Origin of the sequence: Streptomyces aureocirculatus (assembly GCF_000720475.1) — a bacterium.
GTDB lineage: Bacteria > Actinomycetota > Actinomycetes > Streptomycetales > Streptomycetaceae > Streptomyces > Streptomyces aureocirculatus.
The window spans coordinates 12,678-37,152 of sequence record NZ_JOAP01000057.1; the positions used below are offsets into that span (position 1 = coordinate 12,678).

The 24,475-nt window shown below is 72.8% G+C and carries 23 protein-coding genes and 1 pseudogene; 17 read left to right on the top strand and 7 right to left on the bottom strand.

Annotated elements, in window-relative coordinates:
- Positions 1–35 precede the first annotated feature (35 nt).
- The 14 genes from IG78_RS0135670 (at position 36) to IG78_RS0135730 (ending at position 13,479) form a co-directional block, all read left to right on the top strand.
- Complete coding sequence (locus tag IG78_RS0135670) at positions 36–1,247, top strand: helix-turn-helix domain-containing protein (protein WP_030571927.1); 1,212 nt, start codon at positions 36–38, stop codon at positions 1,245–1,247.
- Positions 1,248–1,341: 94 nt separating this feature from the next.
- Entirely contained in the window at positions 1,342–1,836 is a 495-nt protein-coding gene (locus IG78_RS0135675; RefSeq protein ID WP_030571930.1) for a recombinase family protein, read from the top strand.
- Complete coding sequence (locus tag IG78_RS0135680) at positions 1,833–2,099, top strand: DUF7848 domain-containing protein (RefSeq protein WP_030571943.1); 267 nt, start codon at positions 1,833–1,835, stop codon at positions 2,097–2,099. Before IG78_RS0135675 ends, IG78_RS0135680 begins: the two co-directional genes overlap by 4 nt.
- Positions 2,099–2,449, top strand: coding sequence for a putative ATP-grasp-modified RiPP (gene tgmA, locus IG78_RS52305; RefSeq protein WP_078965831.1), 351 nt, complete (start codon positions 2,099–2,101; stop codon positions 2,447–2,449). The genes IG78_RS0135680 and tgmA overlap by 1 nt, the downstream gene beginning before the upstream one ends.
- Positions 2,450–2,460: 11 nt before the next feature.
- Positions 2,461–2,910 carry an MvdC/MvdD family ATP grasp protein gene (locus IG78_RS52840; protein WP_404827809.1) on the top strand — a complete coding sequence of 150 codons (450 nt, stop codon included), beginning with the start codon at positions 2,461–2,463 and terminating at the stop codon, positions 2,908–2,910.
- A gap of 52 nt (positions 2,911–2,962) precedes the next feature.
- Positions 2,963–3,424, top strand: a complete 462-nt coding sequence (locus tag IG78_RS52845) for an MvdC/MvdD family ATP grasp protein (RefSeq protein ID WP_404827810.1) — start codon at positions 2,963–2,965, stop codon at positions 3,422–3,424.
- Entirely contained in the window at positions 3,417–4,544 is a 1,128-nt protein-coding gene (gene tgmC, locus IG78_RS0135695) for an ATP-grasp peptide maturase system methyltransferase (protein WP_030571949.1), read from the top strand. Before IG78_RS52845 ends, tgmC begins: the two co-directional genes overlap by 8 nt.
- Positions 4,545–4,643: 99 nt before the next feature.
- Positions 4,644–5,504, top strand: coding sequence for a TIGR03084 family metal-binding protein (locus tag IG78_RS0135700; RefSeq protein WP_051853255.1), 861 nt, complete (start codon positions 4,644–4,646; stop codon positions 5,502–5,504).
- A gap of 44 nt (positions 5,505–5,548) precedes the next feature.
- The gene (locus IG78_RS0135705) at positions 5,549–7,273 is read left to right on the top strand and encodes an acyclic terpene utilization AtuA family protein (RefSeq protein WP_030571955.1); all 1,725 of its coding nucleotides are present in this window, start codon (positions 5,549–5,551) and stop codon (positions 7,271–7,273) included.
- 73 nt (positions 7,274–7,346) lie between these two features.
- Positions 7,347–8,945: an acyl-CoA carboxylase subunit beta gene (locus tag IG78_RS0135710; protein WP_030571958.1), complete on the top strand. Its 1,599-nt coding sequence runs from the start codon at positions 7,347–7,349 to the stop codon at positions 8,943–8,945.
- A 21-nt stretch (positions 8,946–8,966) separates the two neighbouring features.
- Entirely contained in the window at positions 8,967–10,901 is a 1,935-nt protein-coding gene (locus IG78_RS0135715) for an acetyl/propionyl/methylcrotonyl-CoA carboxylase subunit alpha (protein ID WP_037687217.1), read from the top strand.
- Complete coding sequence (locus IG78_RS0135720; protein ID WP_030571964.1) at positions 10,898–12,061, top strand: acyl-CoA dehydrogenase family protein; 1,164 nt, start codon at positions 10,898–10,900, stop codon at positions 12,059–12,061. The genes IG78_RS0135715 and IG78_RS0135720 overlap by 4 nt, the downstream gene beginning before the upstream one ends.
- 57 nt (positions 12,062–12,118) lie before the next feature.
- Positions 12,119–12,868, top strand: a complete 750-nt coding sequence (locus IG78_RS0135725; RefSeq protein ID WP_030571967.1) for an enoyl-CoA hydratase family protein — start codon at positions 12,119–12,121, stop codon at positions 12,866–12,868.
- The gene (locus tag IG78_RS0135730) at positions 12,856–13,479 is read left to right on the top strand and encodes a TetR/AcrR family transcriptional regulator (protein ID WP_030571969.1); all 624 of its coding nucleotides are present in this window, start codon (positions 12,856–12,858) and stop codon (positions 13,477–13,479) included. Before IG78_RS0135725 ends, IG78_RS0135730 begins: the two co-directional genes overlap by 13 nt.
- Positions 13,480–13,507: 28 nt before the next feature.
- Here the strand turns inward: IG78_RS0135730 and IG78_RS0135735 are convergent, their stop codons facing one another.
- The gene (locus IG78_RS0135735; RefSeq protein WP_107055074.1) at positions 13,508–13,927 is read right to left on the bottom strand and encodes a cupin domain-containing protein; all 420 of its coding nucleotides are present in this window, start codon (positions 13,925–13,927) and stop codon (positions 13,508–13,510) included.
- A gap of 239 nt (positions 13,928–14,166) precedes the next feature.
- Complete coding sequence (locus IG78_RS0135740; RefSeq protein ID WP_030571975.1) at positions 14,167–15,267, bottom strand: citrate synthase 2; 1,101 nt, start codon at positions 15,265–15,267, stop codon at positions 14,167–14,169.
- Between the two features lie 266 nt (positions 15,268–15,533).
- Here IG78_RS0135740 and pdxH point away from each other — a divergent pair, with 266 nt between their 5' ends.
- Positions 15,534–16,262: a pyridoxamine 5'-phosphate oxidase gene (gene pdxH, locus IG78_RS0135745; protein ID WP_030571978.1), complete on the top strand. Its 729-nt coding sequence runs from the start codon at positions 15,534–15,536 to the stop codon at positions 16,260–16,262.
- 48 nt (positions 16,263–16,310) lie between these two features.
- Here the strand turns inward: pdxH and IG78_RS0135750 are convergent, their stop codons facing one another.
- Positions 16,311–17,177: an alpha/beta fold hydrolase gene (locus IG78_RS0135750; RefSeq protein ID WP_030571981.1), complete on the bottom strand. Its 867-nt coding sequence runs from the start codon at positions 17,175–17,177 to the stop codon at positions 16,311–16,313.
- A 624-nt stretch (positions 17,178–17,801) separates the two neighbouring features.
- Positions 17,802–18,494, bottom strand: a complete 693-nt coding sequence (locus IG78_RS0135755; protein WP_030571984.1) for an iron-dependent transcriptional repressor DtxR — start codon at positions 18,492–18,494, stop codon at positions 17,802–17,804.
- A 341-nt stretch (positions 18,495–18,835) separates the two neighbouring features.
- Here IG78_RS0135755 and IG78_RS0135760 point away from each other — a divergent pair, with 341 nt between their 5' ends.
- Complete coding sequence (locus tag IG78_RS0135760) at positions 18,836–19,702, top strand: SIS domain-containing protein (protein WP_078965832.1); 867 nt, start codon at positions 18,836–18,838, stop codon at positions 19,700–19,702.
- 208 nt (positions 19,703–19,910) lie between these two features.
- A pseudogene (locus IG78_RS0135765) lies at positions 19,911–20,138 on the top strand (ABC transporter permease); the annotation flags it as partial.
- Between the two features lie 47 nt (positions 20,139–20,185).
- Here IG78_RS0135765 and IG78_RS0135770 read toward each other — a convergent pair.
- The 3 genes from IG78_RS0135770 to IG78_RS0135780 all read right to left on the bottom strand — a co-directional run bounded on the left by IG78_RS0135770 (position 20,186) and on the right by IG78_RS0135780 (position 24,409).
- Positions 20,186–21,574 carry a PAS domain-containing protein gene (locus IG78_RS0135770; protein WP_030571993.1) on the bottom strand — a complete coding sequence of 463 codons (1,389 nt, stop codon included), beginning with the start codon at positions 21,572–21,574 and terminating at the stop codon, positions 20,186–20,188.
- A 427-nt stretch (positions 21,575–22,001) separates the two neighbouring features.
- Positions 22,002–23,636, bottom strand: a complete 1,635-nt coding sequence (locus IG78_RS0135775; protein ID WP_037687213.1) for a hypothetical protein — start codon at positions 23,634–23,636, stop codon at positions 22,002–22,004.
- Positions 23,633–24,409, bottom strand: a complete 777-nt coding sequence (locus IG78_RS0135780) for an ABC transporter ATP-binding protein (protein WP_030571997.1) — start codon at positions 24,407–24,409, stop codon at positions 23,633–23,635. The genes IG78_RS0135775 and IG78_RS0135780 overlap by 4 nt, the downstream gene beginning before the upstream one ends.
- Positions 24,410–24,475 lie beyond the last annotated feature (66 nt).

Consider the following 24,475-nt stretch of genomic DNA (forward strand, 5'->3'; position numbering starts at 1 on the left):
AGTGCACCAGCCTGAGCGAGCGCACTGGGGTGACCGTGAGCAACTGGGCCGAATTGACGACCGGCAGGCGCATCAAGCACTTGCGGGGCTCCGATCTGACACAGCAGGGCCTTGCCGACGCGGCGGGTGTGTCGCTGGCGCTGGTGCAGAAGGCCGAGCAGGGCCGGGGCGAGCTGTCCGTGGGCTCGCTCCTCCGGCTCGCCCACGCGCTGAACGCGGACGTGTCCGTGATCCTTGGGCAGCAGGCCCCGCGCCGGGGCATGCGCCAAGGCGACCGCGCTGCCCTGCGTCAACTCTCCGATGCCGTGCACGAGAGCGCCCTTGGCGAGTGGGGGGGCATCGAGGACCCGAGCACCGTCGAGGAGTTGGGGGTCGCCCGACACCGCGCGTGGGACGCCTTCTGGGCGAGTGACACGGCGAAGCTGAGCAGTTACGCCTCAAAGGTCCTCATGGAGGGGCAGGTGCGGTACGCCGGGGCCACCGGCAGCGAGCGGGAGCGACTGGGGTCCATCCTGGCCAGCACCTACCGTGTGGCAGCCTCGTGCTCCAACGGATTCGGGCAACGAGACCTCGCCCTCAGCGCGCTCACGTCGGCGAAGCACCTGGCGCAGGACGTCGACGATCCCGTGATGACGGCACTGCTCGAGTCCACGCTGTCGTGGATCTACCTGCGCGGCGCCAAGTTGCCCCGTGCCGTGGCCGTGGCCGAGCGTGCGGCACTGGCGATCGAGCCGTCGTTCAGCAGCGGGTCCCGTCCGCAACTTCTCGCGTACGGGCGCCTGATGATCTCCGCCGCGGTGGCGGCGTCGAGGCGCGAGGACGAGAGCGCGGCCGACGACTACCTCTCCCAGGCGCATGCTGCTGCGGCGCGGCTCGGAAGGGAGGAGAAGCTGTACGGAACCAGCTTCGGCCCCACGGCGGCCAAGACGGAGGCAGTGGGGATCCACGTCGCGCTGAAGAACTACGGCCGCGCGCTCGAACTCGCCGGTCAGCCCGACATGAAACAACTCCCCGACTCCATGTCGAAGGTCGCGCGCAACCGCTACAAACTCGACGTCGCCCTCGCGCAGTGCGCGGCGGGGCTGCACGACCAGGCCGGAGACACCCTGATCGAGGTGGGCCTCGACGCCCCGGAGTGGGTCAGGCACCAGGCGCTGCCCGGCGTGATCGGGCAGCGCCTCGCGAAGGTGTCGACGGCACGCGTGCGCACCATCAGCGAGCTGATCGGCGTGCCCCTGATCGCATGAGCCCTACGGAGCGTACGAGTTGGGGCCTGACAACCTGGCCCGGTCGTACGCCTCATCACTTCACTCTGGGTGACCGGTCGGGCACGATTTCCGCATGGTCGGAGTCGACAACAGCGGACAGCAGGGGCAGCGGCGGCCCGGAATCCACCGCACCGAGGGTGAGCTGCGGCGGCGCCGAACGCTCGCGGACGCGGCGGCGGGGGTCGGGCCGGGCGGCGGCGACGAACCGGGGGCCCGGGCCGCTGGGATAGAGCGATTCCGCTGCGTGATCTACCTGTGCGGCGCCGCCCGCACGAACATCGCGGCGCCCCGTGAGGAGTGCACGCAGTACGCGCAGGCGTTCGGCTGGGAGATCACGGAGGTGATCGAGGAGTACGCCGGGCTGCTCCCGCCGCACGGGCGCCCCGGCCTCGGGCGGGCCGTCGAGCGCCTCACGTCCGGCGAGGCGGGCGCGGTGCTCACAGCGTGGCGGGCGATGATCTCGCCGGTTCCGCAGGAGTACGACGAGGTCGCGCGTCAGATCGAGAAGGCAGGGGGTTTCCTGCACGTCATGGACCCGGTGCGCAGCGGAAAGGGGGCGGTCCTGTGACCCGGCGCGTGTTCCGCTACGTCCCGTTCACGATCGAGCAGGACGAGACGGCGGAACCGGAGTACGAAGCCCGGTGCGTGTCCGGTGACGACGCGGACTGCGGCGCACGATCCGGCACGCAGGGCGCCCCCGGCCCGGTGGAGGAATGGCAGCGCAAGCACACCCAGGACACGGGCCATCGGCGCTACCGCCGGAACTTCGGTGACTACGCGGTTGTGCGGCCCGCGGGGGAACTGGTGCGGGCGGACGGGGGCACGGCGTGATGCGTACCCCTGCTGTCGAGCGCCTGCCGGGGCACAGTACGCATCCCGGTCAGCAACACAGCGGCCCAGGAGGAGACTCGCAAGCACAGACCGCGGGTACGGAGACGATCGAGCGGGCTCCGTGGGGCCTGCGCCGGATGGCTCCGTTGCGCAACGGTCCCCCTGCCCCCTGGCGGTACGCGGGCATCGACCCGGCCACGCAGACCGGCCGCTGGACCGGCGCGGACGGGGAGATGACGCCGGCCGAACTCGGGAAGCACGGCACGTCCGTGAACACCTACCCGCCCACACAAGTCGGCAAGGACGGCAAGCTGGACGCCGACTCCGGGCATGACGCGACACAGGACTAGGAAGCAGCGCCATGGACGAACGGCCGGTGCCGGTCTGCACGCAGTACGAGGACGCCACCGCTGACCTGGTCATCGCGGAACTGAACCGGCGCCGCGTACCCGTCCTCCGGTTCGACCCCGGGCGGGACTTTCCCGCTTCCGCGACACTCGCCGCGCGTACCGGAGTGACGGGGTGGAGCGGGCGGCTCACAGTCGGGGAGCGTACGGCCGACTTGGCCGCCGTACGTGCGCTGTACCACCGCCGTCCGAGCCCCTACCCGGCGGACAGCGGGGACCAGGCAGCCCGCTTCGCGGCCCAGGAGAACCGGCGCGGGCTCGGTGGCGTGCTCGGTGCCCTGTCGGGGTGCCTGTACCTCAGTCATCCGCAAGCCATCGCGCGCGCGGGCCGAGTACAAGCCCGCGCAATTGGCCGCGGCGACACGCGTAGGGCTCACGGTTCCGGCAACCCTGATCACGAGTGACCCGACCGCGGCCAGGCAGTTCTGCGCTGAACAACCCACGATCTACAAGCCCTTGCACGCGGGTGTGTACGAGGTGGCGGGCGAGCCCGCGGGCATCTGGGCTGCCCCGGTCGAGCCGGGTGAGATCGACGGTGCGGTGAGCCATAGCGCGCACCTTTTCCAAGCCAGGGTGCCCAAGACGGCGGACGTGCGGACGGTCGTCGTCGGTGAGCGTGCGTTCAGCGCCCGGATCACCGCGCCACCCGGACTCGTGGACTGGAGAGCCGACTACCTGAACCTCAGCTATGAGCCGGTCACTTGCCCGGACGGGCTGTGCGAGGCGCTGGTGGAGTTCCTGGCCGACTTCGGGCTGAGCTTCGGCGCCTTCGACTTCGCCGTGACCGAGGACAGCACGTGGTGGTTCCTGGAGTGCAATCCCAACGGCCAGTGGGCGTGGCTCGAAGGCGCGGTCGGGCTCCCGGTCGCCGACGCCATCGCAGACCTGCTGGAGAACGGAGCGAGCGAGCATGGCTGATCCCCTTACCCCGTCTCACCCACGCGTCGGCCTGGTGCGGCGCCTGTCCGAGACGGGCACCCTGCGAGGCTCGCGATGGAGAGCGGCCGTCATGGCTGTGCCCCGAGAGACGTTCCTCCTGCATGGCTGGTTCACATACGAAGAGGGTGGCTGGTACCGGCCCGCGTCCGGGGACGCCGCCGCCCGGCTCGCCCGGGTCTACGAGGACGACACCCTGGTGACACAGGTGGCCGGAGGTGTCTTCCCCGACCAGGTCGACGGACGCATCGCCGCCGCGCCCTCATCGTCCGCCACCCTTCCGAGTCTGGTCGTGCGGATGCTCGAAGACCTGCGGGCGACCGACGCGACGCGCGTCCTTGAGATCGGTACGGGTACGGGCTACTCGACCGCTCTGCTCTGCCACGCCGTCGGCGAGGAGAACGTGATCACGGTCGAGGTCGACGCCGAGGTGTCGGCCCGTGCCGGAATGGCACTCGCGTCCGTCGGGTACCGGCCGACGCTTGTGGTCGGTGACGGGCTGGCGGGACACAAGGAGGGCGGCCCGTACGACCGTGTGATCGCCACGTGCGGTGTGCACACGGTCCCGGCCGACTGGCTCGCGCAGACCCGGCCCGGCGGGGACATCCTGGTGACGGTCGGCGGCTGGATGCACGCGTCCGAACTCGTGCGGCTCAAGGTCGCCGACGACGGCACGGCAAGCGGCCCCGTACTCGGCGGAGGCGTCTCCTTCATGCTGGCCAGGTCGCAACTGCCGCCCCCACTGGGGGTGCTGCCGAACCTGAGCACGGGTGAGGCCGTGCCCGCACGACTCGGCGCCGACGTGCTCGACGACTGGACGGCGCGGTTCGTCGCGCAGTTCGCCGCTCCCCGTACGCAGCGGCTCACCCTGGTCCGCGACGGCCGGACGGAGCACGTGGTGATCGATGTGGGAGCGGAGGCTTGGGCCGTCGTCTTCCAGGACGGTGGGCGGTGGATGGTCCGGCAGGGCGGCGCCGCCCGCCTGTGGGATCTGATCACCGAGCGTGTCAGGACGTGGCAGGACTGCGGCCGACCGCCTGCGGATCGCATGCGACTGCACGTCGGGCCCGACGGGCAGTGCCTCACCTGGCCGCAGGGCTGAGCGGGCGGGTTGGGGAAAAAAATAACCAAGCACGCTTGATTGTTTCTCGTCGCGCTGCCATGCTCCAGGGCACACCGCCCTGCCCCGAGGGGAGCGCCCGTGTCCGACGTACCCACACCCGCCACCGCGGCCGCCGCCACATCCGCCGCCACACCCGTCACCGCCGTACTCGACGACCTGCGCGCCGAGAGCGATGAACTCGACCGGCTGGTCGCGGAGTTGGGGGAGGGAAGCTGGGCGCTCGACACGCCAGCGCCCGGGTGGACCATCGCCCACCAGATCGCCCATCTCGCCTGGACCGACCGGGCCGCCCTGCTCGCGGCGACCGACGCCGACGCCTTCGCCGGTCACGCCGCCGACGCACTGAAGAAGCCCGACAGCTTCGTGGACGACGGTGCCCGGGAAGGGGCCGCGCTGCCGCCCGCCGAGCTGCTCGCCCGGTGGCGCGCGGGGCGTGAGGAGTTGCAGGGGGTGTTGCGCGCCGCCCCGGCCGGGGCCCGTTTCCCCTGGTACGGGCCGCCCATGTCCGCCGCATCCGTCGGCACCGCGCGGCTGATGGAGACCTGGGCCCACGCCCAGGACGTCGCCGACGCCCTCGGGGTGCGGCGCGTGCCCACGGACAAGCTGCGGCACGTGGCCCGCATCGGCGTACGGGCGCGTGACTACGCCTATGCCGTACGGGGGTTGAGCGCGCCGGGGGAGGAGTTCCGGGTGGAGCTCACCGCCCCGTCCGGCGCGGTGTGGGCGTACGGGCCCGAGGACGCCGCCCAGCGCGTGACCGGGCCCGCCCTCGACTTCTGCCTCCTCGCCACCCGGCGCGCCCACCGCTCCGACCTCGCCCTGCACGCCGAAGGCCCCGACGCCGACCGGTGGCTCGACATCGCCCAGGCCTTCGCGGGCCCGCCGGGGCAGGGGCGCGAGGCGGGCGGGGGCGCGCAGGAGAAGGCGGCGGAGGCGTGAGTGGGGCGCGGGACAGGGGCGGGAGCCGGACGCGGGGCGGGGGAGTGGGCGGGGCGCGGGGCGGCACGCCGTCCCCCCTGCGCGTCGGCAACGCCTCCGGCTTCTACGGCGACCGGCACTCCGCCGTGCGCGAGATGCTCACCGGCGGCCCCCTCGACGTCCTCACCGGCGACTACCTCGCCGAGCTGACCATGCTCATCCTCGGCAGGGACCGCCTGAAGGACCCGGCACGCGGGTACGCGAAGACCTTTCTGCGGCAGTTGGAGGAGTGCCTCGGGGAGGCCATGGACCGGGGGGTGCGCGTCGTCACCAACGCGGGCGGCCTCAACCCCGCGGGACTCGCCGCCGCCATACGGGAGTTGGCGGACAAGCTCGGGCTCGACGGCGTACGCGTCGCCCACGTCGAGGGCGACGACCTCGGCCCCCGCCACCCCGACGCCCTCACCGCCCATGCCTACCTCGGCGGCTTCGGCATCGCGGCAGCCCTGCGCGCGGGCGCCGACGTCGTCGTCACCGGACGCGTCACCGACGCCGCCCTCGTCACCGGACCCGCCGCCGCCCACTTCGGCTGGGGCCCGCACGACCACGACCGGCTCGCGGGCGCCGTCGTCGCCGGTCACATCCTGGAGTGCGGCACCCAGGCCACCGGCGGCAACTACGCCTTCTTCACCGAGCACGACCCCGCCACCCTGCTCCGGCCCGGCTTCCCGCTCGCCGAGATCCACGACGACGGGTCCTGCGTCATCACCAAGCACGACGGCACGGGCGGCGTCGTCGACGTCGGCACGGTCACCGCGCAGCTCCTGTACGAGACGTCCGGCGCCCGGTACGCGGGGCCCGACGTCACCACCCGTCTCGACACCGTCCGCCTCACCCAGGAGGGCCGGGACCGCGTCCGCGTCGACGGCGTACGCGGTGAGGCACCGCCCCCCACCCTCAAGGCAGGGCTCACCCGCGTCGGCGGCCACCGCAACGAGGTCGCCTTCGTCCTCACCGGCCTCGACATCGAGGCCAAGGCCGCCCTCGTGCGCGCCCAGATCGAGGACGCCCTGGAGCGTGCCGAGTCCCGGCCCGCGGACGTGCGATGGGAGCTAGCCCGTACCGATCACCCCGACGCGGACACCGAAGAGGCCGCCAGTGCTCTGCTGCGGCTCGTCGTGCGCGACCCGGACGCGGAGGTGGTCGGCCGGGCGCTGAGCGCTGCCGCCGTCGAGCTCGCCCTCGGCAGTTTCCCCGGCTTCCACGTCACCGCCCCGCCCGGCAAGGCCAAGCCCTACGGTGTCTTCGAGGCCGTGTACGTGGACGCCGGTGACGTCCCGCACGTCGTGGTCCTGCCGGACGGGCGACGCCTGGCCATGCCCGCGCCACAGGCCACCCGGGACCTCACCGACGTCCCCCCACCACCCCTGCCCGAGCCCCTCCCGTACGACCGCGGCCGCGTCCGCCGCGCCCCCCTCGGCCTGGTCGCCGGTGCCCGCAGCGGCGACAAGGGCGGCGACGCCAACGTCGGGGTGTGGGGGCGTACGGACGACGCCTGGCGGTGGCTGGCGCACGAGCTGACGGTGGAGCGGTTCCGTGAGCTGATCCCGGAGTGCCGGGGCCTTGACGTCACCCGGCACCTGCTCCCCGGTCTGCGCGCCCTGAACTTCGTCGTCGAGGGCCTCCTCGGCGCCGGCGTCGCCTCGCAGGCCCGCTTCGACCCGCAGGCCAAGGCCCTCGGCGAGTGGCTGCGCTCCCGGTACGTCGACCTGCCGGAGGTACTCCTGTGACCGCCCCCGCGCTACCGGAGGCAAGAACTCCAGTGACCGCCCCCACCCCGCCTGCCCCACCGGAGGTACTCCTGTGACCGTCCTCGCCTCCGCCCTCGACCCCGCGAGCGCCGAGTACGCAGCCCACCGCGACGCCATGCTCGCCAAGCTGGCCGAACTCGACACCGAGCAGGCCAAGGCCCTTGAAGGGGGCGGCGCCAAGTACGTCGAGCGGCACCGCAAGCGCGGCAAGCTGCTCGTCAGGGAGCGCATCGAGCTGCTGCTCGACCCCGACACCCCGTTCCTGGAGCTGTCGCCGCTCGCCGCCTGGGGCAGCGAGTACCCGGTCGGCGCGTCCATGGTCACCGGTATCGGTGTCGTCGCGGGCGTCGAGTGCCTGATCACCGCCAACGACCCGACCGTACGCGGCGGTGCCAGCAACCCCTGGACGCTGAAGAAGGCGTTCCGCGCGCACGAGATCGGGCACGCCAACCGGCTGCCGTCGATCCACCTGGTGGAGTCCGGGGGCGCCGACCTGCCGTCCCAGAAGGAGATCTTCATCCCGGGCGGCGCCCTGTTCAAGCACCTCACGCGGTCCTCCGCCGCCGGGATACCGACCGTCGCCGTCGTCTTCGGCAACTCCACGGCGGGTGGCGCCTACGTACCCGGGATGTGCGACCACGTGATCATGGTGAAGGGGCGCGCGAAGGTGTTCCTCGGCGGCCCCCCGCTGGTGCGGATGGCCACCGGCGAGGAGAGCGACGACGAATCCCTCGGCGGCGCCGAGATGCACGCCCGCACCTCGGGCCTCGCCGACCACCTCGCCGAGGACGAGCGGGACGCCCTGCGCCAGGCCCGCCGCGTCGTCTCCCGTCTCAACTGGCGCAAGGCGCACCCCGATCCGGCCCCGGCCGATGAGCCCAAGTACGACCCCGAGGAGCTGCTCGGCGTCGTCCCCGGCGATCTGCGCACCCCCTTCGACCCGCGCGAGGTGATCGCCCGCGTCGTCGACGCCTCCGACTTCGACGAGTTCAAGCCGCTGTACGGGACGAGCCTGGTCACCGGCTGGGCGGCGCTGCACGGCTATCCCGTCGGCGTCCTCGCCAACGCCCAGGGCGTGCTGTTCTCCGCGGAGTCGCAGAAGGCCGCCCAGTTCATCCAGCTCGCCAACCAGCGCGACATCCCGCTGCTCTTCCTGCACAACACCACCGGCTACATGGTCGGCAAGGAGTACGAGCAGGGCGGCATCATCAAACACGGCGCCATGATGATCAACGCGGTGTCCAACAGCCGGGTGCCGCATCTGTCCGTCCTCATGGGCGCCTCCTACGGCGCCGGGCACTACGGCATGTGCGGGCGCGCCTACGACCCCCGCTTCCTGTTCGCCTGGCCGAGCGCCAAGTCCGCCGTCATGGGCCCGCAGCAGCTCGCGGGCGTCCTGTCGATCGTCGCCCGGCAGTCGGCCGCCGCGAAGGGCACACCGTACGACGACGACGCCGACGCGGCGCTGCGCGCGATGGTGGAGCAGCAGATCGAGTCCGAGTCGCTGCCGATGTTCCTGTCCGGGCGGCTGTACGACGACGGCGTCATCGACCCGCGCGACACCCGCACGATCCTCGGCATCTGCCTGTCCGCGCTGCACACGGCCCCCGTCGAAGGCGCCCGCGGCGGCTTCGGCGTCTTCAGGATGTGAGACACGGTGACTGAGACCTCCCTGATTTCCAAGCTCCTTGTCGCCAACCGCGGTGAGATCGCCTGCCGCGTCTTCCGTACGTGCCGTGAACTTGGCATCGCCACGGTCGCCGTGCACTCCGACCCCGACGGCGACGCGCTGCACGTACGCGAGGCCGACGAGGCGGTACGCCTCCCGGGGGCGGCGCCCGCGGACACGTATCTGCGCGGCGAGCTGATCGTGAAGGCCGCGCAGACGGCGGGCGCGGACGCGATCCACCCCGGGTACGGGTTCCTGTCGGAGAACGCCGCCTTCGCACGGGCCGTCATCGACGCGGGGCTCGTGTGGGTCGGGCCACCGCCCGAGGCCATCGAGGCCATGGCGTCCAAGACGCGCGCCAAGGAGTTGATGGGGCTCGCGCCACTGGACGTGGACGCGGTCACGGAGGCCGACCTGCCGGTCCTGGTCAAGGCGGCCGCCGGTGGCGGCGGGCGCGGAATGCGGATCGTAGGGGAACTGGACGCCCTCAAGGGGGAGTTGGCGGCCGCGCGCGCCGAGGCGGCGAGTGCCTTCGGGGACGGTGAGGTATTCGTCGAGCCGTACGTGGAGGGCGGGCGGCACGTCGAGGTGCAGATCGTCGCGGACACGGCCGGGACGGTGTGGCCGTACGGGACGCGCGACTGCTCGCTCCAGCGCCGCCACCAGAAGGTCATCGAGGAAGCCCCGGCACCCGGCCTCCCGGACGCCCTCGTGGAGCGGCTCTTCGGTCTCGCGACCCGGGCCGCGCGCGCCGTCGGCTACCGGGGCGCGGGCACGGTGGAGTTCCTGCTCGCCGCGGACGGCACCCCCCACTTCCTGGAGATGAACACACGCCTCCAGGTCGAGCACCCCGTCACGGAGGCCGTGTGCGGAGTCGACCTCGTGGCCCTCCAGATCCGCGTCGCCGAGGGCCACCTCCTGGAGGGCCCGCACCCGACCCGGCCCCAAGGGCACGCCGTGGAGGCCCGCCTGTACGCCGAGGACCCGGCGGCCGGATGGGCCCCGCAGACCGGGACGCTGCATCGCCTCGCCGTGCCGGAGGGGGTGCGCCTGGACTCCGGCTACGCGGACGGCGACACCGTCGGCGTGCACTACGACCCGATGCTGGCCAAGGTCGTCGCCCACGCGCCGACCCGCGCGGAGGCCCTGCGCCGACTGGCCGACGCCCTGGAGCGGACCACCGTCCACGGCCTTGTCACCAACCGGGAGCTGCTGATCCGCTCGCTGCGCCACCCCGAGTTCACGGCCGGGCGCATGACCACGTCCTTCTACGACCGGCACCTGGCCGACCTGACCACCACGGACGCGGGCCCCGCGGCACGGCACGCGCCGCTCGCCGCCGCCCTCGCCGACGCCTGCGGCCGCTCCCGTTTCGGCGGCTGGCGCAATCTGCGCTCGCAACCGCAGGTCAAGCGGTACCGGACGGAAGCGGACGGCGTCGAGCACGAGGTCACGTACACGCACACCCGCGGCGGCCCGACCGCGGCGGGCGTGCGCGTCCTCGCGGCCGCGTCCGGGCACGTCGTGCTCGAAGTGGACGGCGTGCGCAGGGAGTTCCGGGTGTTCCGGTACGGGGACGACCGCGTGTACGTCGGGAACGTACCGCTCACCGCGCTGCCGCTGCTGCCCGAGCCCACCGTGCGGCAGGCGCCGGGCTCACTGCTCGCGCCGATGCCGGGGACGGTGCTACGGGTCGCGGAAGGCCTGGTGGAGGGCGCGCACGTCACCGCGGGACAACCGGTCGTGTGGCTGGAGGCCATGAAGATGGAGCACCGCGTCGTGGCCCCCGCGTCCGGGCGGCTCACGGCACTGCACGCGGTACCGGGCAGACAGGTCGAGGTGGGCGCGCTGCTCGCCGTCGTCCAGGAAGACGTACAGGTCGCAGAGGTCGAGGAAGACGTACAGGTCGTGGACGACGTACAGGAGGAAGCACTGTGAACGCTCCCGTTCTGGAGACCGAGGAACACCGGGCGCTGCGCGCCGCCGTCGCCGCGCTCGGCAAGCGCTACGGCCGTGAGTACATGGCCCGTGTGGTCGCGGCGGAGGGGCACCCGGACGAGCTGTGGGCAGAGGCCGCCAAGCTCGGCTACCTGGGCGTGAACCTGCCCGAGGAGTACGGCGGCGGGGGCGGCGGCATGGCCGAGCTCTCCATCGTCCTGGAGGAGCTCGGCGCCGCGGGCAGCCCGCTGTTGATGCTGGTGGTGTCCCCGGCGATCTGCGGCACGGTCATCGCCCGCTTCGGCACCGAGGAGCAGAAGCGGGCGTGGCTGCCCGGCCTCGCCGACGGCAGCCGCACCATGGCGTTCGGCATCACCGAGCCCGACGCGGGCTCCAACTCGCACCGCATCACCACCACGGCCCGCAGGGACGACGACGACTGGCTCCTGACCGGCCGCAAGGTCTTCATCTCCGGCGTGGACATCGCCGACGCCACCCTGATCGTCGGCCGTACCGAGGACGCCCGCACGGGCCGTCTCAAGCCGTGCCTTTTCATCGTTCCGCGCGACGCGCCGGGCTTCGCGCGCCACCGCATCGACATGGAGGTGCAGGCGCCGGAGAAGCAGTTCGAGCTGGTACTCGACGAGGTGCGGCTGCCCGCGGACGCGCTGGTCGGCGACGAGGACGCGGGCCTGCTCCAGTTGTTCGCGGGGCTCAACCCCGAACGCGTCATGACGGCCGCGTTCTCCCTCGGCATGGCCCGCTTCGCCCTCGCGCGGGCCGTCGCGTACGCCAAGGAACGCAGCGTGTGGAAGACCCCGATCGGCGCCCACCAGGCCATCGCGCACCCGCTGGCCCAGTCGCACATCGAGATCGAACTGGCCCGCCTGATGATGCAGAAGGCGGCGCGCCTGTACGACGACGGCGACGACATGGGCGCGGGTGAGGCCGCGAACATGGCGAAGTTCGCGGCGGCGGACGCCTGCGTGAAGGCCGTCGACCAGGCGGTGCACACTCTCGGCGGCAACGGCCTGTCCAAGGAGTACGGGCTCGCCCCGCTGATCGTGGCCTCCCGCGTCGCGCGGATCGCGCCGGTCAGCCGCGAGATGATCCTGAACTTCGTGTCCCACCAGAGCCTCGGCCTGCCCAAGTCCTACTAGGGGTCGTCCTGGGGGTCGTACCAGGGGTCGGGTCGTACCAGGAGTACGGGAGTTCTCATGGCATGGATATCGGTGTCCGGGCCCGACCGGGGTATCGTCACGCTCGCCCTGGACGCGCCCGCCCGGCGCAACGCGCTCTCGGCGGCGCTGGTGGGCGAACTCGCCGCCGCCCTGGAGGAAGCGGGCAGGGACGACAGCGTGCGCGCCGTCGTCCTCACCCACACGGGGACGACGTTCTGCGCGGGCGCCGACCTGCGCGAACCCCCGGACCCGGGGGCGTTCGTCGCGCTCCTGCGGCAGCTCGTGGAACTGCCGAAGCCGGTGGTGGCACGGGTGACGGGGCACGTGCGGGCGGGCGGGCTCGGGCTGCTCGGGGCGTGCGACATCGCGGTGGCGGGCGGCACGGACGCCTCGTTCGCGCTGACCGAGGTGCATATCGGTGTCGTACCCGCGGTGATCTCCCTGACCCTGCTGCCGCGCCTGGAGCCGCGCGCGGCGGCCCGCTACTACCTCACCGGGGAGCGGTTCGACGCGGCGGAGGCTGCCAGGATCGGCCTGATCACGGCGTACGCGCGGGACGGTGCGGACGTCGGCACGGTCCTGGAACCGGTGCTCCAGGGGTTGCGCAAGGCGGCGCCGGGGGCGCTGGCCGACGCGAAGAAGCTCGTCACGGCTAGGGTGCTTGACGCATTCGACAAGGAAGCGGACGCCCTCGTCGCCCTTTCCGCACGCCGTTTCGGTTCGGCCGAGGCCAAGGAGGGGATGGAGGCGTTCCTGGAACGACGGGAGCGTTCATGGGCGCTGTGACCGAGGCCGACCGCGCCCCCAAGCAGGACCGCAGCCGGGCCACCCGGCAGCGGCTCCTCGAGGCGGCGGTCGCGTGTCTGGCCGAGCACGGCTGGGCGGGCTCCACGGTGTCCGTCGTCGCCGAACGCGCGGGAGTGTCGCGCGGCGCCGCCCAGCACCACTTCCGCACCCGCGAGGAGCTGTTCACGGCGGCGGTCGAGTACGTCGCCGAGGAGCGGTCGGCCGCGCTGCGCGGATTGTTCCCCGGGGTCCCGGAAGGCCGGGGGGACGCGGCAGGGGTCGACCGGACCGCGGTGGTCGGCGCCCTGGTCGACCTCTACACGGGGCCGCTCTTCCGGGCCGCCCTGCACCTGTGGGTCGCCGCTTCCCACGAGGAGCAACTGGGCGCCAGGGTGGCCGAGCTGGAGGCGCGCGTGGGCCGGGAGACGCACCGCATCGCGGTGGAGCTGCTCGGCGCGGACGAGCGCGGGCCCGGGGTGCGGGAGACCGTGCAGGGTCTGCTCGACATGGCCCGCGGCCTCGGGCTCGCCAACCTCCTCACGGACGACGGGGCGCGCCGCGAGCGGGTCGTGGCGCAGTGGGGGCGCCTGGTGGACGAGGCGCTCGGCTGAACCGTGCGGCCGAACCGTGCGGTCGGGCCTACTCGAAGGGGCAGCCCGGGTTGGGTTCGTCCCGGGACAGGGGCGCGCCGTGCGGCAGGACGTAGAGGACGTCGAGGACGAGCGGGTCGGTGCCGAGGTTGCGGCCTATGTGCACATTGCCGGGGCCCGGCGGCTCGTACACCGTCTCGCCGGTCCCGTACACGCCGTCGGACGCGCAGGCCGCGGCGTAGTGGCTGAGGGTGCCCTCGCGGACGACGGCGTGCAGCGGCCCGTCGTGGTGGTGCCAGCCGGTGGCCTGCCCTGGCGGGACGGTGACGCGGCGCAGGATGTAGTCGGTGTCGCCGACGGTGGTGTGGTGCAGGACCCGGCCGGTGACGCCGGGGCCCGGCGGGGTGGCGTGGGCGGTGGCGGGGGCCGAGAGGGGCAGCGCTGCCAGAAGCAGGGGTATGCATCGCAGGGCAAGGCGCCGCGAAGCCAAGTGCCGCGGGGCAACGCGTCGCGGGGCAACGCGCCGGGAGGCAACGCGTCGCGGGGCAACGCGCCGGGAGGCAACGCGTCGCGGGGAAACGCACCGCATGGGGACCGTCCTTCGCTGGTGGCCGGTGGGCGTGCCCGGGAACCGTGCGCGCCCCCGGGGCACGGGCCGGGGCGTCCGCGCCCCGGCCCGGCGCCTGCCCCCATGGGCGGGGACGGCGCTCAGCCCTTCAGGTCTCCATACCCGGAGATGTCCTCGGGGCTGCGCGCGGCAGGACCCACGTACCGCGCCGACGGGCGCACCAGGCGGCCCGTGCGCTTCTGCTCCAGGATGTGCGCCGACCAGCCCGCGGTGCGGGCGCAGGTGAACATGGACGTGAACATGTGCGCGGGCACCTCGGCGAAGTCGAGCACGATCGCCGCCCAGAACTCCACGTTGGTGGCGAGGACCCGGTCGGGGCGGCGGGCGTGCAGCTCGTCCAGGGCCGCCTTCTCCAGGGCCTCCGCGACCTCGAAGCGGGGCGCGCCGAGTTCGCGGGCGGTGCGGCGCAGGACGCGGGCGCGCGGGTCCTCGGCGCGGTAGACGCGGTGCCCGAAGCCCATCAGGCGCTCGCCCTTGTCCAGGGCCTGCTTGACGTACGCGACGGCGTCGCCGGTGCGCTCGATCTCCTCGATCATGCCGAGGACACGGGACGGCGCCCCGCCGTGCAGCGGGCCCGACATGGCGCCGACGGCACCGGACAGGGCGGCGGCCACATCGGCGCCGGTGGAGGCGATGACGCGGGCGGTGAAGGTGGAGGCGTTCATGCCGTGCTCGGCGGCGGACGTCCAGTAGGCGTCGACGGCCTGGACGTGCCGCGGGTCGGGCTCGCCGCGCCAGCGCCGCATGAAGCGCTCCACGACGGTCTCGGCCTTGTCGATCTCACGCTGCGGGACCATCGGCAGGCCCTGGCCGCGCGCGGACTGCGCCACGTACGAGAGCGCCATGACGGCGGCGCGCGCGAGGTCGTCGCGGGCCTGGGGCTCGTCGATGTCGAGCAGCGGGCGCAGGCCCCACACCGGGGCGAGCATGGCGAGCGCCGACTGGACGTCGACGCGGATGTCACCGGAGTGCACGGGGATGGGGAAGGGCTCGGCGGGCGGCAGACCGGGGTCGAAGGCGCCGTCGACGAGCAGGCCCCAGACGTTGCCGAAGGAGACGTGGCCGACCAGGTCCTCGATATCGACGCCCCGGTAGCGCAGGGCACCACCTTCCTTGTCCGGTTCGGCGATCTCCGTCTCGAAAGCGACGACTCCTTCAAGTCCGGGTACGAAGTCGGACATCAGGCGGCTCCTCGTGATGGGTGGGACGGGGTGGGTGCGACGGGGCGGGTGCGACCCGAAACCTGGGCTCCGGGATCCGGGGGTAACCCGGTGATGCCCCGAGCGGTCGGAGGTCACCCAACCGACACGGATTCGGAACGATAACCCTTGGTGCCACCCTTGGCGATGGGCCGCGGCACTCAGTGCCACACATCACCTCAAGGGAGGCCGCCGCACCGCCGACTGCCGCCGTATGCCGGGGTGTTCGTATACGGCAAGATGATCGGGTGACCGACTCCCGTGCCACCGCCCCCGACGCGACCGGCCCCACCCCTGACCCCGCCGCGGGCGCCGCCGACCTGGCCGCCATGCGTGCCCACTACGTCGCCGAGGGCATCGCCGAAGCCGACTTCCCCGCCGATCCCTTCGAACAGTTCGGACGTTGGTTCGCCCAGGCGGCCGCCGAGGCCGCGGACCCCGCCGGGGTGGTCCACGAGCCGAACGCGATGGTCGTGTCCACGGCGAACGCCGAGGGGCGCCCCAGTTCCCGCACGGTCCTCCTGAAGGGGTACGACGCCCGCGGCTTCGTCTTCTACACGAACTACGAGTCCGGCAAGGCCCGGGACATCGACGCGAACCCGCAGGTCTCGCTGCTCTTTCCCTGGCATCCGATGGCCCGCCAGGTGATCGTGTCCGGCACGGCGGTGCGGACCGGCAGGGACGAGACCGTCCGCTACTTCCGCAGCCGCCCGCACGGCTCCCAGCTCGGCGCCTGGGCGAGCGCCCAGTCGTCCGTGATCGGCTCCCGGGCGGAACTCGACACGGCGTACGCGGAGTTGGCCGCGCGCTATCCGGAGGGCGAGCAGGTGCCCGCACCGCCGCACTGGGGCGGCTACCGCGTCGTCCCCGACACGGTCGAGTTCTGGCAGGGCCGCACCAATCGCCTGCACGACAGGCTGCGCTATGTCCGCGAGGACGCCTCCGCGCCGTGGACGCTGCAGCGCCTCAGCCCCTGAACCCGGCCTTCCGGGCGGACGAGGGGCTGGACAGCGTCCTGACAGGCCCTAGGAGCCCGTCAGGACGCCGTCCAGGAATGGCTCGATCGCTTCGCGCCAGCCCGCCGGCTGGTCGTAGTGGACGAGGTGGCCGGCGTCCGGGACCTCCGCGTAGGCGCCGCGGGGCAGGACGCGCACCATCTCCTGGGCCTCGGCGCGGCCCAGCTCGCCGTCCAGGCCGCGCACGACGAGGGCAGGGCACTGGACCTGGACCAGCTCTTCCCAGTGCGCGTCGTACACCCAGGTCTCGCGGGACTTCAGCATGTGCGCCGGGTCGAAGACCGGACGCCAGCCGTCGTCGCCCTCGGTCATCACCTCCGAGAAGAAGCTGCCCCGCGAGGGATTGGGCCGCTCCACCCAGGGGTCGTCCTCGCCGAACCACTTGCGGACGTCCGCGAGCGTCGCGAACGGCACCGGCCAGGACTTGAACCAGGCCTCCCACTCCCGCTGCGACGCGGCCCCGAGCGCCGACGCGCGCATGTCGCAGATGACCAGGCCCCGGACGAGGTCGGGTCGGCGCGCGGCCAACTGCCAGGCCGTGAGCGCGCCCATGGAGTGGCCGATGAGGACGGCGGGAGAGAGGCCGAGCTGCTCGAGGGCCGCCTCGGCGTCGTCCACGTACGCCTCGCGGTGGTAGGGGCCCTCGGCGGGCTTGTCGCTCTGGCCGTGTCCGCGCTGGTCGAGCGCGACCGCGCGGTGCCGCTCGGCGAGCCAGCGGGCCGTGCCCGCCCAGTGCGAGGCGCGGCCCATCAGGCCGTGCAGCAGAAGCACTCCGCCCGGGGACGCCTCGGCCTCCCTGGATTTGGGAGGGTCCGCGTACTCCCAGGCGGCAAGGCCCACGCCGCCCGCGCCGGTCACGTCGATGCGTCGCACCATGGTCCCAGGCACCCCCCTTGGTTCCGGACGTGTTGTTCGCTCACGCACCCCGGCACGCTATCGAACCCTCATTCGATCTCGGCCGTATTGCCGCCAACACCCCTCGTTCGGGTGACCGTGCTCAAGGATTGATCGCCGCCGCCAAGGGGAGATCTTCATCGGGGGGCGGGTCGCTCGGGGAAACCGGCCCGTGGGGGATGACCCTGGGAGCTCGGGGCTCCGGGTCAGCACAGGGGAGGACAGGCCCCGGCGCTCAAGGGCGCCGGGGCCCTCTGCGTGCGCGGGGCGGGGCGTGCGGCGCCGCGTGCACGCCCGTTCACCAACTGGGCTCATCGTCCGCCCCCTCTCCCGCCGTACGGCAAGGACCCGGTGCAGGACCCGGCGACCGCTCGACCGGCCCGTCGGCCGGAACCCCGGGTTCCGGGGCCCGGGGTTCCGGCCGGGTCGAGAGTCGTCGGGTCATATGCCTCTCGCGACAGCCTCGCACGCAATGCGTTCCTCCGCTGCGATTCGGCGCACTGAATCTTCGGCTCCGGCTGGTCTCGGTCTCGTACCAACTACCTCTGTTGTCACAGAAGTTGACCGAAACATCCGGTTCGTGACCCGGCTCGGCGCCGGGTGCCGTCAGCGCTTGGCCACGAACACATGCGACGCGACGTCCGCCGCGAGCTCGGCGGCCTCGCCGCTGCTGCCCACGAGGACTCCGCCTGCGGACTCCGTGACGCTCACGACCGAGCCGGGCTGGACGCCCGCGCGCCGGAGCGTGTACATGAGCTGGGCGTCCGTCTGGATCGGCTCGCCGATGCGGCGCACCACGACCGTCTTGCCGTCCGCGCCGGGGTCGAGGTCGATCAGGGAGACCATGCCCTCGTCCAGGAACGGGTCGGCGCCGTCCTTCTCGCCGAGCTCTTCCAGGCCCGGGATGGGGTTGCCGTACGGCGACTCGGTGGGATGGCGCAGGAGCTCCAGGACGCGGCGCTCCACCGCCTCGCTCATCACGTGCTCCCAGCGGCAGGCCTCGGCGTGCACCTGCTCCCACTCCAGGCCGATCACGTCGACCAGGAGACATTCGGCGAGGCGGTGCTTGCGCATCACGCGGGTGGCGAGGCGGCGGCCCTCCTCGGTCAGCTCCAGGTGCCGGTCGCTGGCGACGGCCACCAGGCCGTCGCGCTCCATCCGCGCCACCGTCTGGCTCACCGTCGGACCGCTCTGGTCGAGCCGCTCGGCGATCCTGGCGCGCATGGGGACGACACCCTCCTCCTCCAGTTCGAGGATGGTGCGCAAATACATCTCAGTGGTGTCAATCAGCCCCGACATGGGTGCCCCTCAGAATTCGCTCGTGCGCTGGCCCTGTCCTCAATTCTGACGCATACCACTGACAACCGGGTTGCGCCGGGAAAAGAGGCGGTCGGAGACCGTGTTGACAGGGCCCTGGTCCAGACCGCACCGTGATCCGCGACACGACGGGACGACGGCGGGACGAAGGGGTTTCGCGGATGAGCCACGGCATGGCGGCAGGCGGGTCCGACGGGGCCCGTGAGGGCGACGGGACTCCTGTGAAAGACGCGACGGGCACGGGCGCGTCGCCCGAAGCGGGCGGGTCGCCCGCGGCGGGCGGCGGCGTTGCCTCCGGCGGTGGCACGGCTTTGGGCGGTGGCATGGCTGCGGGGGGTGCGGCGGGCAGTGGCGCGGCGGGCAGTGGCGCGGGTGCGGCGGCTGTGGGCGGTGCGGCGGGCAGTGGTGCGGGTGTGGGCGGTGCGGTGGGCGGTGGTGCGGGTGTCCCGGTTGCCGAGCGTTATCTCGACGCCGCGATCGACCTGCTGCGCCGGGTGCGGGACGAGGAGGCCCCGGCGATCACGGCCGCGGGTGAGCTGATCGCCGACGCCGTCGCGGGGGACGGCCGCCTCTTCGCCTTCGGCGCGGGGCACTCCTCCCTCGCCGCCCAGGATGTCGTCTACCGCGCGGGCGGCCTCGCCCTGATGAACCTGCTCGCCGTGCCCGGCGTCGTCGGCGTGGACGTGATGCCCGCGACGCTCGGCTCGGCCCTGGAGCGCGTGGACGGCCTCGCCGCCGCCGTCCTCGACTCCAGCCCGGTCCGCCCCGGCGACGTCCTCGTGATCATTTCCCTCTCCGGCCGCAACGCGCTCCCCGTGGAGATGGCCATGAACGCCCGCGCGCTCGGCCTGAAGGTCATCGGCGTGACCTCGGTGGCGTACGCGACGCAGACGAAGTCCCGGCACATGTCCGGGACCTTCCTGAAGGACCACTGCGACGTCGTGCTCGACTCCAAGATCGCGATCGGCGACGCGGAGCTTTCCGTCGACTCCGTCGACGCTCCGTTCGGGCCCGCGTCCACCGCCGTCACCAGTGCGCTGGTGCAGGCCGTCACGGCCACCGCGGTTGCCGCCCTCGGGAGCCGAGGTGTCCAGCCGCCCCTGCTGCGTTCCGGGAACGTGGACGGGGGCCATGACTGGAACGGGCGGATCTTTGCCGAGTACGGGGATCGGATTTTTTACCGGCACTGAAGGCTCCGCCGGGTGGGTTGTTTTGTATCTGCTGCCCGGTGGGGGCTGTTCGTGCCCCGCGGCGGAGCCGCATATTGAGACAGCCCCGCGCCCCTTGAGGGGCGCTTGCGCGAACCGCACCTGTACGTGCAGGCCACCGCCCGTCCCGTTCGCCTCCGCCTTCGCCTCGCCCCCGTTGACGACGGTGACGCCGGTGGCCGTGGTGCGGGTCACCGAGTCCCTGATGCTCTCGGGCCTCGGCGGCCTGGCAGGCGTCGCCCTCGGCGCGGCGGCGACCGCGGCGTACGCGGCCTCCGGCGACCTCCCCCGGGTGATCCCCCTGCGGGCCGTGCCGGCGGGCTTCGGCGCAACACTGGCGATCGGCACGGTGGCGGGCCTGTACCCGGCGGTACGAGCATCGCGCCTGTCCCCGACGCCGGCGCTGCACGCGGCGTGACCTCTTCCCCCAGCCGTCCCTGGGGCACCCCGCAGAGGCCCACCCCCCTACTGCGCCCCCGCGAGGTCGAGGGAGGCCGCGACCCGTGCGGCAACACTCTCGGCGTACATGACGTCCGCCCGCTCGAACTGCGGCCGAGCGGCCCCCCGCAGAAAGGTCACCACCCCCAAGGTCCGCCCCCGGCTGCGCAGCACCGCGCACAGGGCGTGCACCGTGGACTCCGGCCACTGCCGGGCGGCAGCCCACTCACGGGCCCGCTCGGGGGTGGCGAGGCCGGCCCCGGCCCGCACGGTCCCCACCCGCTCCACGCACTGCGGCGCCGGGTGGCCTTCCGGATAGCGCACGGGCAGCCGGGACTTGCCCCCGGGCACGCGCGGCCCCGGCGCCCCGGCCGGGGACGCGACGGTACGCACGAGCCGCAGCTCGGGCTCCTCGCCCGCGACCACGTCGATCAGGGCGTGGTCGGCGAACCCGGCGAGGGCGAAGTCGAGCTGGACGGTGACAGCCTCCATCGGGTTCTCGCACTCGGCGGCGGCCCGGGCGGCCCGGTGCAACTGCTGCGACCTGAAGCGCAGTTGCGCCGCCTCCTGCTCGGTCTGCTTGGCCTCGGTGACGTCCAGGAAGAGCCAGCCCACGCCGAGCGGCACGGGCTCCTCGGCGAGCGGCGAACCGAGCCGCAGGAAGCCGCTGCGCCAGCACCGCCGCTCCGGCTCACCGCCGTCCCCGCTGTCTCCGCCGCCCCCGCCGTCCCCGCGCACGGCCACCCACATCTCGGCCGGGGCGGGCGGCGCCCCCTCGGCGAGCACATGCGTGAGCGCGCTCTCCAGCTCCTCGACGCCCTGCGCGAGCACCTCGCCGAGCGGCCGCCCGAGCAGCGCCGTGCGGCTCGCGCGCAGGGCGCGGGCGGCGTGTTCGTTCACCACGGCGGGCCGCAGGTCGGCGTCGACGAGGACGACCCCCCAGGAGGCGTTGTCGAAGAGGGCCTCGCTCAGCGCGATCGACCGCTCCAGGTCGATCTGGGTGTGCACCTCGCTGAAGGCGCAGTACACCCCGCTCGGCTTGCCGTCACCGCCGCGCACGGGAGCGGACTGGGTCCGCACGAGCACCCGCCCGCCGTCCCTGGTGAGCAGCGCGAACTCGTCGACCCGCCGCCCCGACGCGTGCATGGCGGAAAGGAGGCGCCCCTCGACCTCCGTCGCGTCGGCGGTGCGCACCGCCCAGCCCGCGAACCCGCGCCGCCCGACCGCCTCGTCGGCCCTCCAGCCGAGGATGCGCTCGGCCTCGCGGTTCCAGTGCGTCACGACGCCGTCGGCGTCGAACGCGCACAGCGCCGCGTCCATCCCGTCGAGGAGCGCCGCGAGCAGCTCGGCCCCGCCGGGCCGCGGTTCCTCTGGACCTAGTTCGTCGGTGGTTCCGCTCTGTCGGGAAGCACTCACCCTGACCCCCCTGCAGGCCGTGTACTGCACGTCAGATCATTCAACTTGAACGTGACCCAGCACACAGGAAGTTCCCGGAAGTTGAAGCAATTCGTTGTCGGTCCCGTCGTTCCCGCGTTCCCGCGTTCCCGAAAATCAGTTGAACGGCCGCCATGGGCTTCCTAGGGTGAGTGTCACTTCAGAGAGGAGGTGGTTCGGCAGATGTATGGAGACCGGACGGAAGAGGTGACTGCGGGCTAGCGGCCCGCCACCACGCTCAGTGCGGTGCCGGACCAGCGCGTGTGACAGGCGCGCAGCCGGCCGTAATCTCAGGCAGTCACCCGACCCGCGAGCCGCCGGTACGTCCGGCCGGCTTCCCCCGCCGCACGGCGGAGGAACCACGGCTCGCGGGTCGCTGCGTTTCCCCGCGCCCGCCTGCTGCCTGCTGTCAGCCCTTGCTGACCGCGGTGAGGATCTCCGGCAGCCGCCCCGCCACCCGGGGAGCGGCGACACGCAGCCCCGCCCAGGTGACCGCGGCGCCGTAGACCGTCCCGACGGGCAGCAGCAGCCACGTCCAGGAGGTGTGGCCCGCGGTGTGCAGCCAGATCGTGAGGGTGAGGACCGGGGCGCACAGCACGGCGGCGGCGAGCATGCCGCCGAGGATGGAGATCCAGGCGAGGCCCACCTGGCCGGGGGCGACGTTCTTGTAGCCCTGCTGCGGGATGGAGTACGGATAGCGGGCCGACGACCAGGCGCCGGTGGCCAGCATGGCGCCGAGGATCGCGAAGGACAGGCCGAGGGTCTCGGGCAGCGCGCGCCACTCGCCGAGCAGGGCCGTGGTCAGGACGGTGACGAGGGCCGCGTACGGCAGCGTGACCACGAGCAGGGCGAGCGCGCGGGAGCGCAGCTCCTCGTACGCGTCACGGGTGGCGGAGATCGTCATGGCGACCATCCAGAACGCCGACGTGTCCTGCCCGAACTGGTTGTACATCTGGATGCCGAGCATCCCCGCGGCGAAGCACGCGAAGTACACCGAACCGGTGTCCTGGAGGGCGTTGAACACGGGCACGATCAAACCGATGGCCAGGGATGTCACCCAGGCCGCCTTGGTCTTCGGGTCGCGCCACATGTAGCGCAGCGTGCGCTCCATGACGGGCCCGGTGCGCCCTGCGGGGAGCCGGGCGAAGAGGCCGCCGCCGCGTCCCTTGCGGTCCGGTTCCGCCGCCGTGAGGGTCGAGCCGTCGGGCGCCGTCATGAGTCGGGTCAGGCTGCGCTGCCAGCAGCGCAGGAGCAGCAGCAGGGCGGCGACGGACAGGGCGAGCTGGGCCGCCGCGGTGGCGTAGCGGGCCTCGCCGGTCGCGTGCACCGCGGACAGCGCCGACGACGGCGGGAGCCAGCCGAGGACGTCCGCGGCCGGATCCAGCTCGCCAAGGCCCTGGTCCGAGGAACCGATCCGCTGCGCCCCGAAGTTCACCAGTTGCGCGCCGACCGCGATGACGAGCCCGCTGAGCACGGCGAGGTCCCGGCCTCTGCGGCTGGTGAGCAGGCGGATGTTGGCGGCGGCGACGGCCCGCGCGAGCGCGACGCAGACGAGCAGTGTCAGCGGCACGGCCACGACACCCACCGCGACCGCCGCCCCGCCCCGCGCCACCGCGATCACCGCGCCGAGGGCCAGACAGAGCGTGAAGAGCGGCCCGATGCCGACCAGGGATGCGACGAGGAGGGCGCGTACGAGGGGCCGGGGCCGCAGCGGCAGCATCACCAGACGAGTGGGGTCGAGCGTCTCGTCGCCGCTGGGGAAGAACAGCGGCATGACGGCCCAGCCGAGCGCGAGCACCGCGACGAGGATGACCGACACCGTCGCGGCGTGCTCGTCGCCGCGCAGCAGGATCAGGCCGAGCAACTGGAGCGCGGCGAAAAGCAGCGTCATGACGGCGGACGCCACATAGGCGGCGCGGCGGCCCGACGACTGGCGCAGGCCGTTTCGCAGGAGGGACAGCTTCAGACGTACGAAGACGGGGGTCAGGCCGGGCGCCACGGCCGGGGCCGCGGGCGTGGCGGGTGCCGCGGTCGGGGCCGTCACCGGGTGCTCCCGCCGCCGAGCCAGTCCAGGTCCGTGCCGGTGTCGCGCCCGTGCGCGCCGACGAGTTCGAGGAACGCCTCCTGGAGCGTGGCCGCGTCGCCGCGGACCTCGGCGAGGGGGCCCTGGGCGCGGATGCGGCCCGCCGCGATGACGGCGACCCAGTCGCACAGGGACTCCACCAGCTCCATGACGTGGCTGGAGAAGACCACCGTCGCCCCGGAGGCCGTGAAGCGTTCGAGGACGCCGCGGATCGTGTGCGCCGACACCGGGTCGACGCCTTCGAACGGTTCGTCGAGGAAGAGCACTTCGGGGTTGTGCAGGAGCGCTGCCGCGAGGCCGATCTTCTTACGCATGCCGGTGGAGTAGTCGACGACCAGTTTGTGCTGGGCGCCCGCGAGGTCGAGTACGTCAAGGAGCTGCGTGGCGCGTTTGTCGACCTCCGTGCCGGGTAGGCCCCGCAACCTGCCCGTGTACGCGAGGAGTTCCCGGCCCGAGAGCCGGTCGAACAGGCGCAGGCCCTCGGGGAGCACGCCGATGCGGGCCTTGACCTCGGCCGGGTCCTTCCAGACGTCGTGGCCGACGACCTCGACGGTGCCCTGGTCGGGGCGGAGCAGGCCGGTGACCATGGAGAGGGTGGTGGTCTTGCCCGCGCCGTTGGGGCCCACCAGGCCGATGAACTTGCCTGCGGGGAGGGTGAGGTCGATGCCTGCCACAGCGAGTTGTTGGCCGAAGGCCTTCCACAGGTTGTGTACGTGTACTGCTGGCTCGGTCACCGCTGCCCCTTTTTTGTTGCCGTAGGCCTTGTGTCAACCCTACGTGGGGGCTGTGACCGTGGCGTT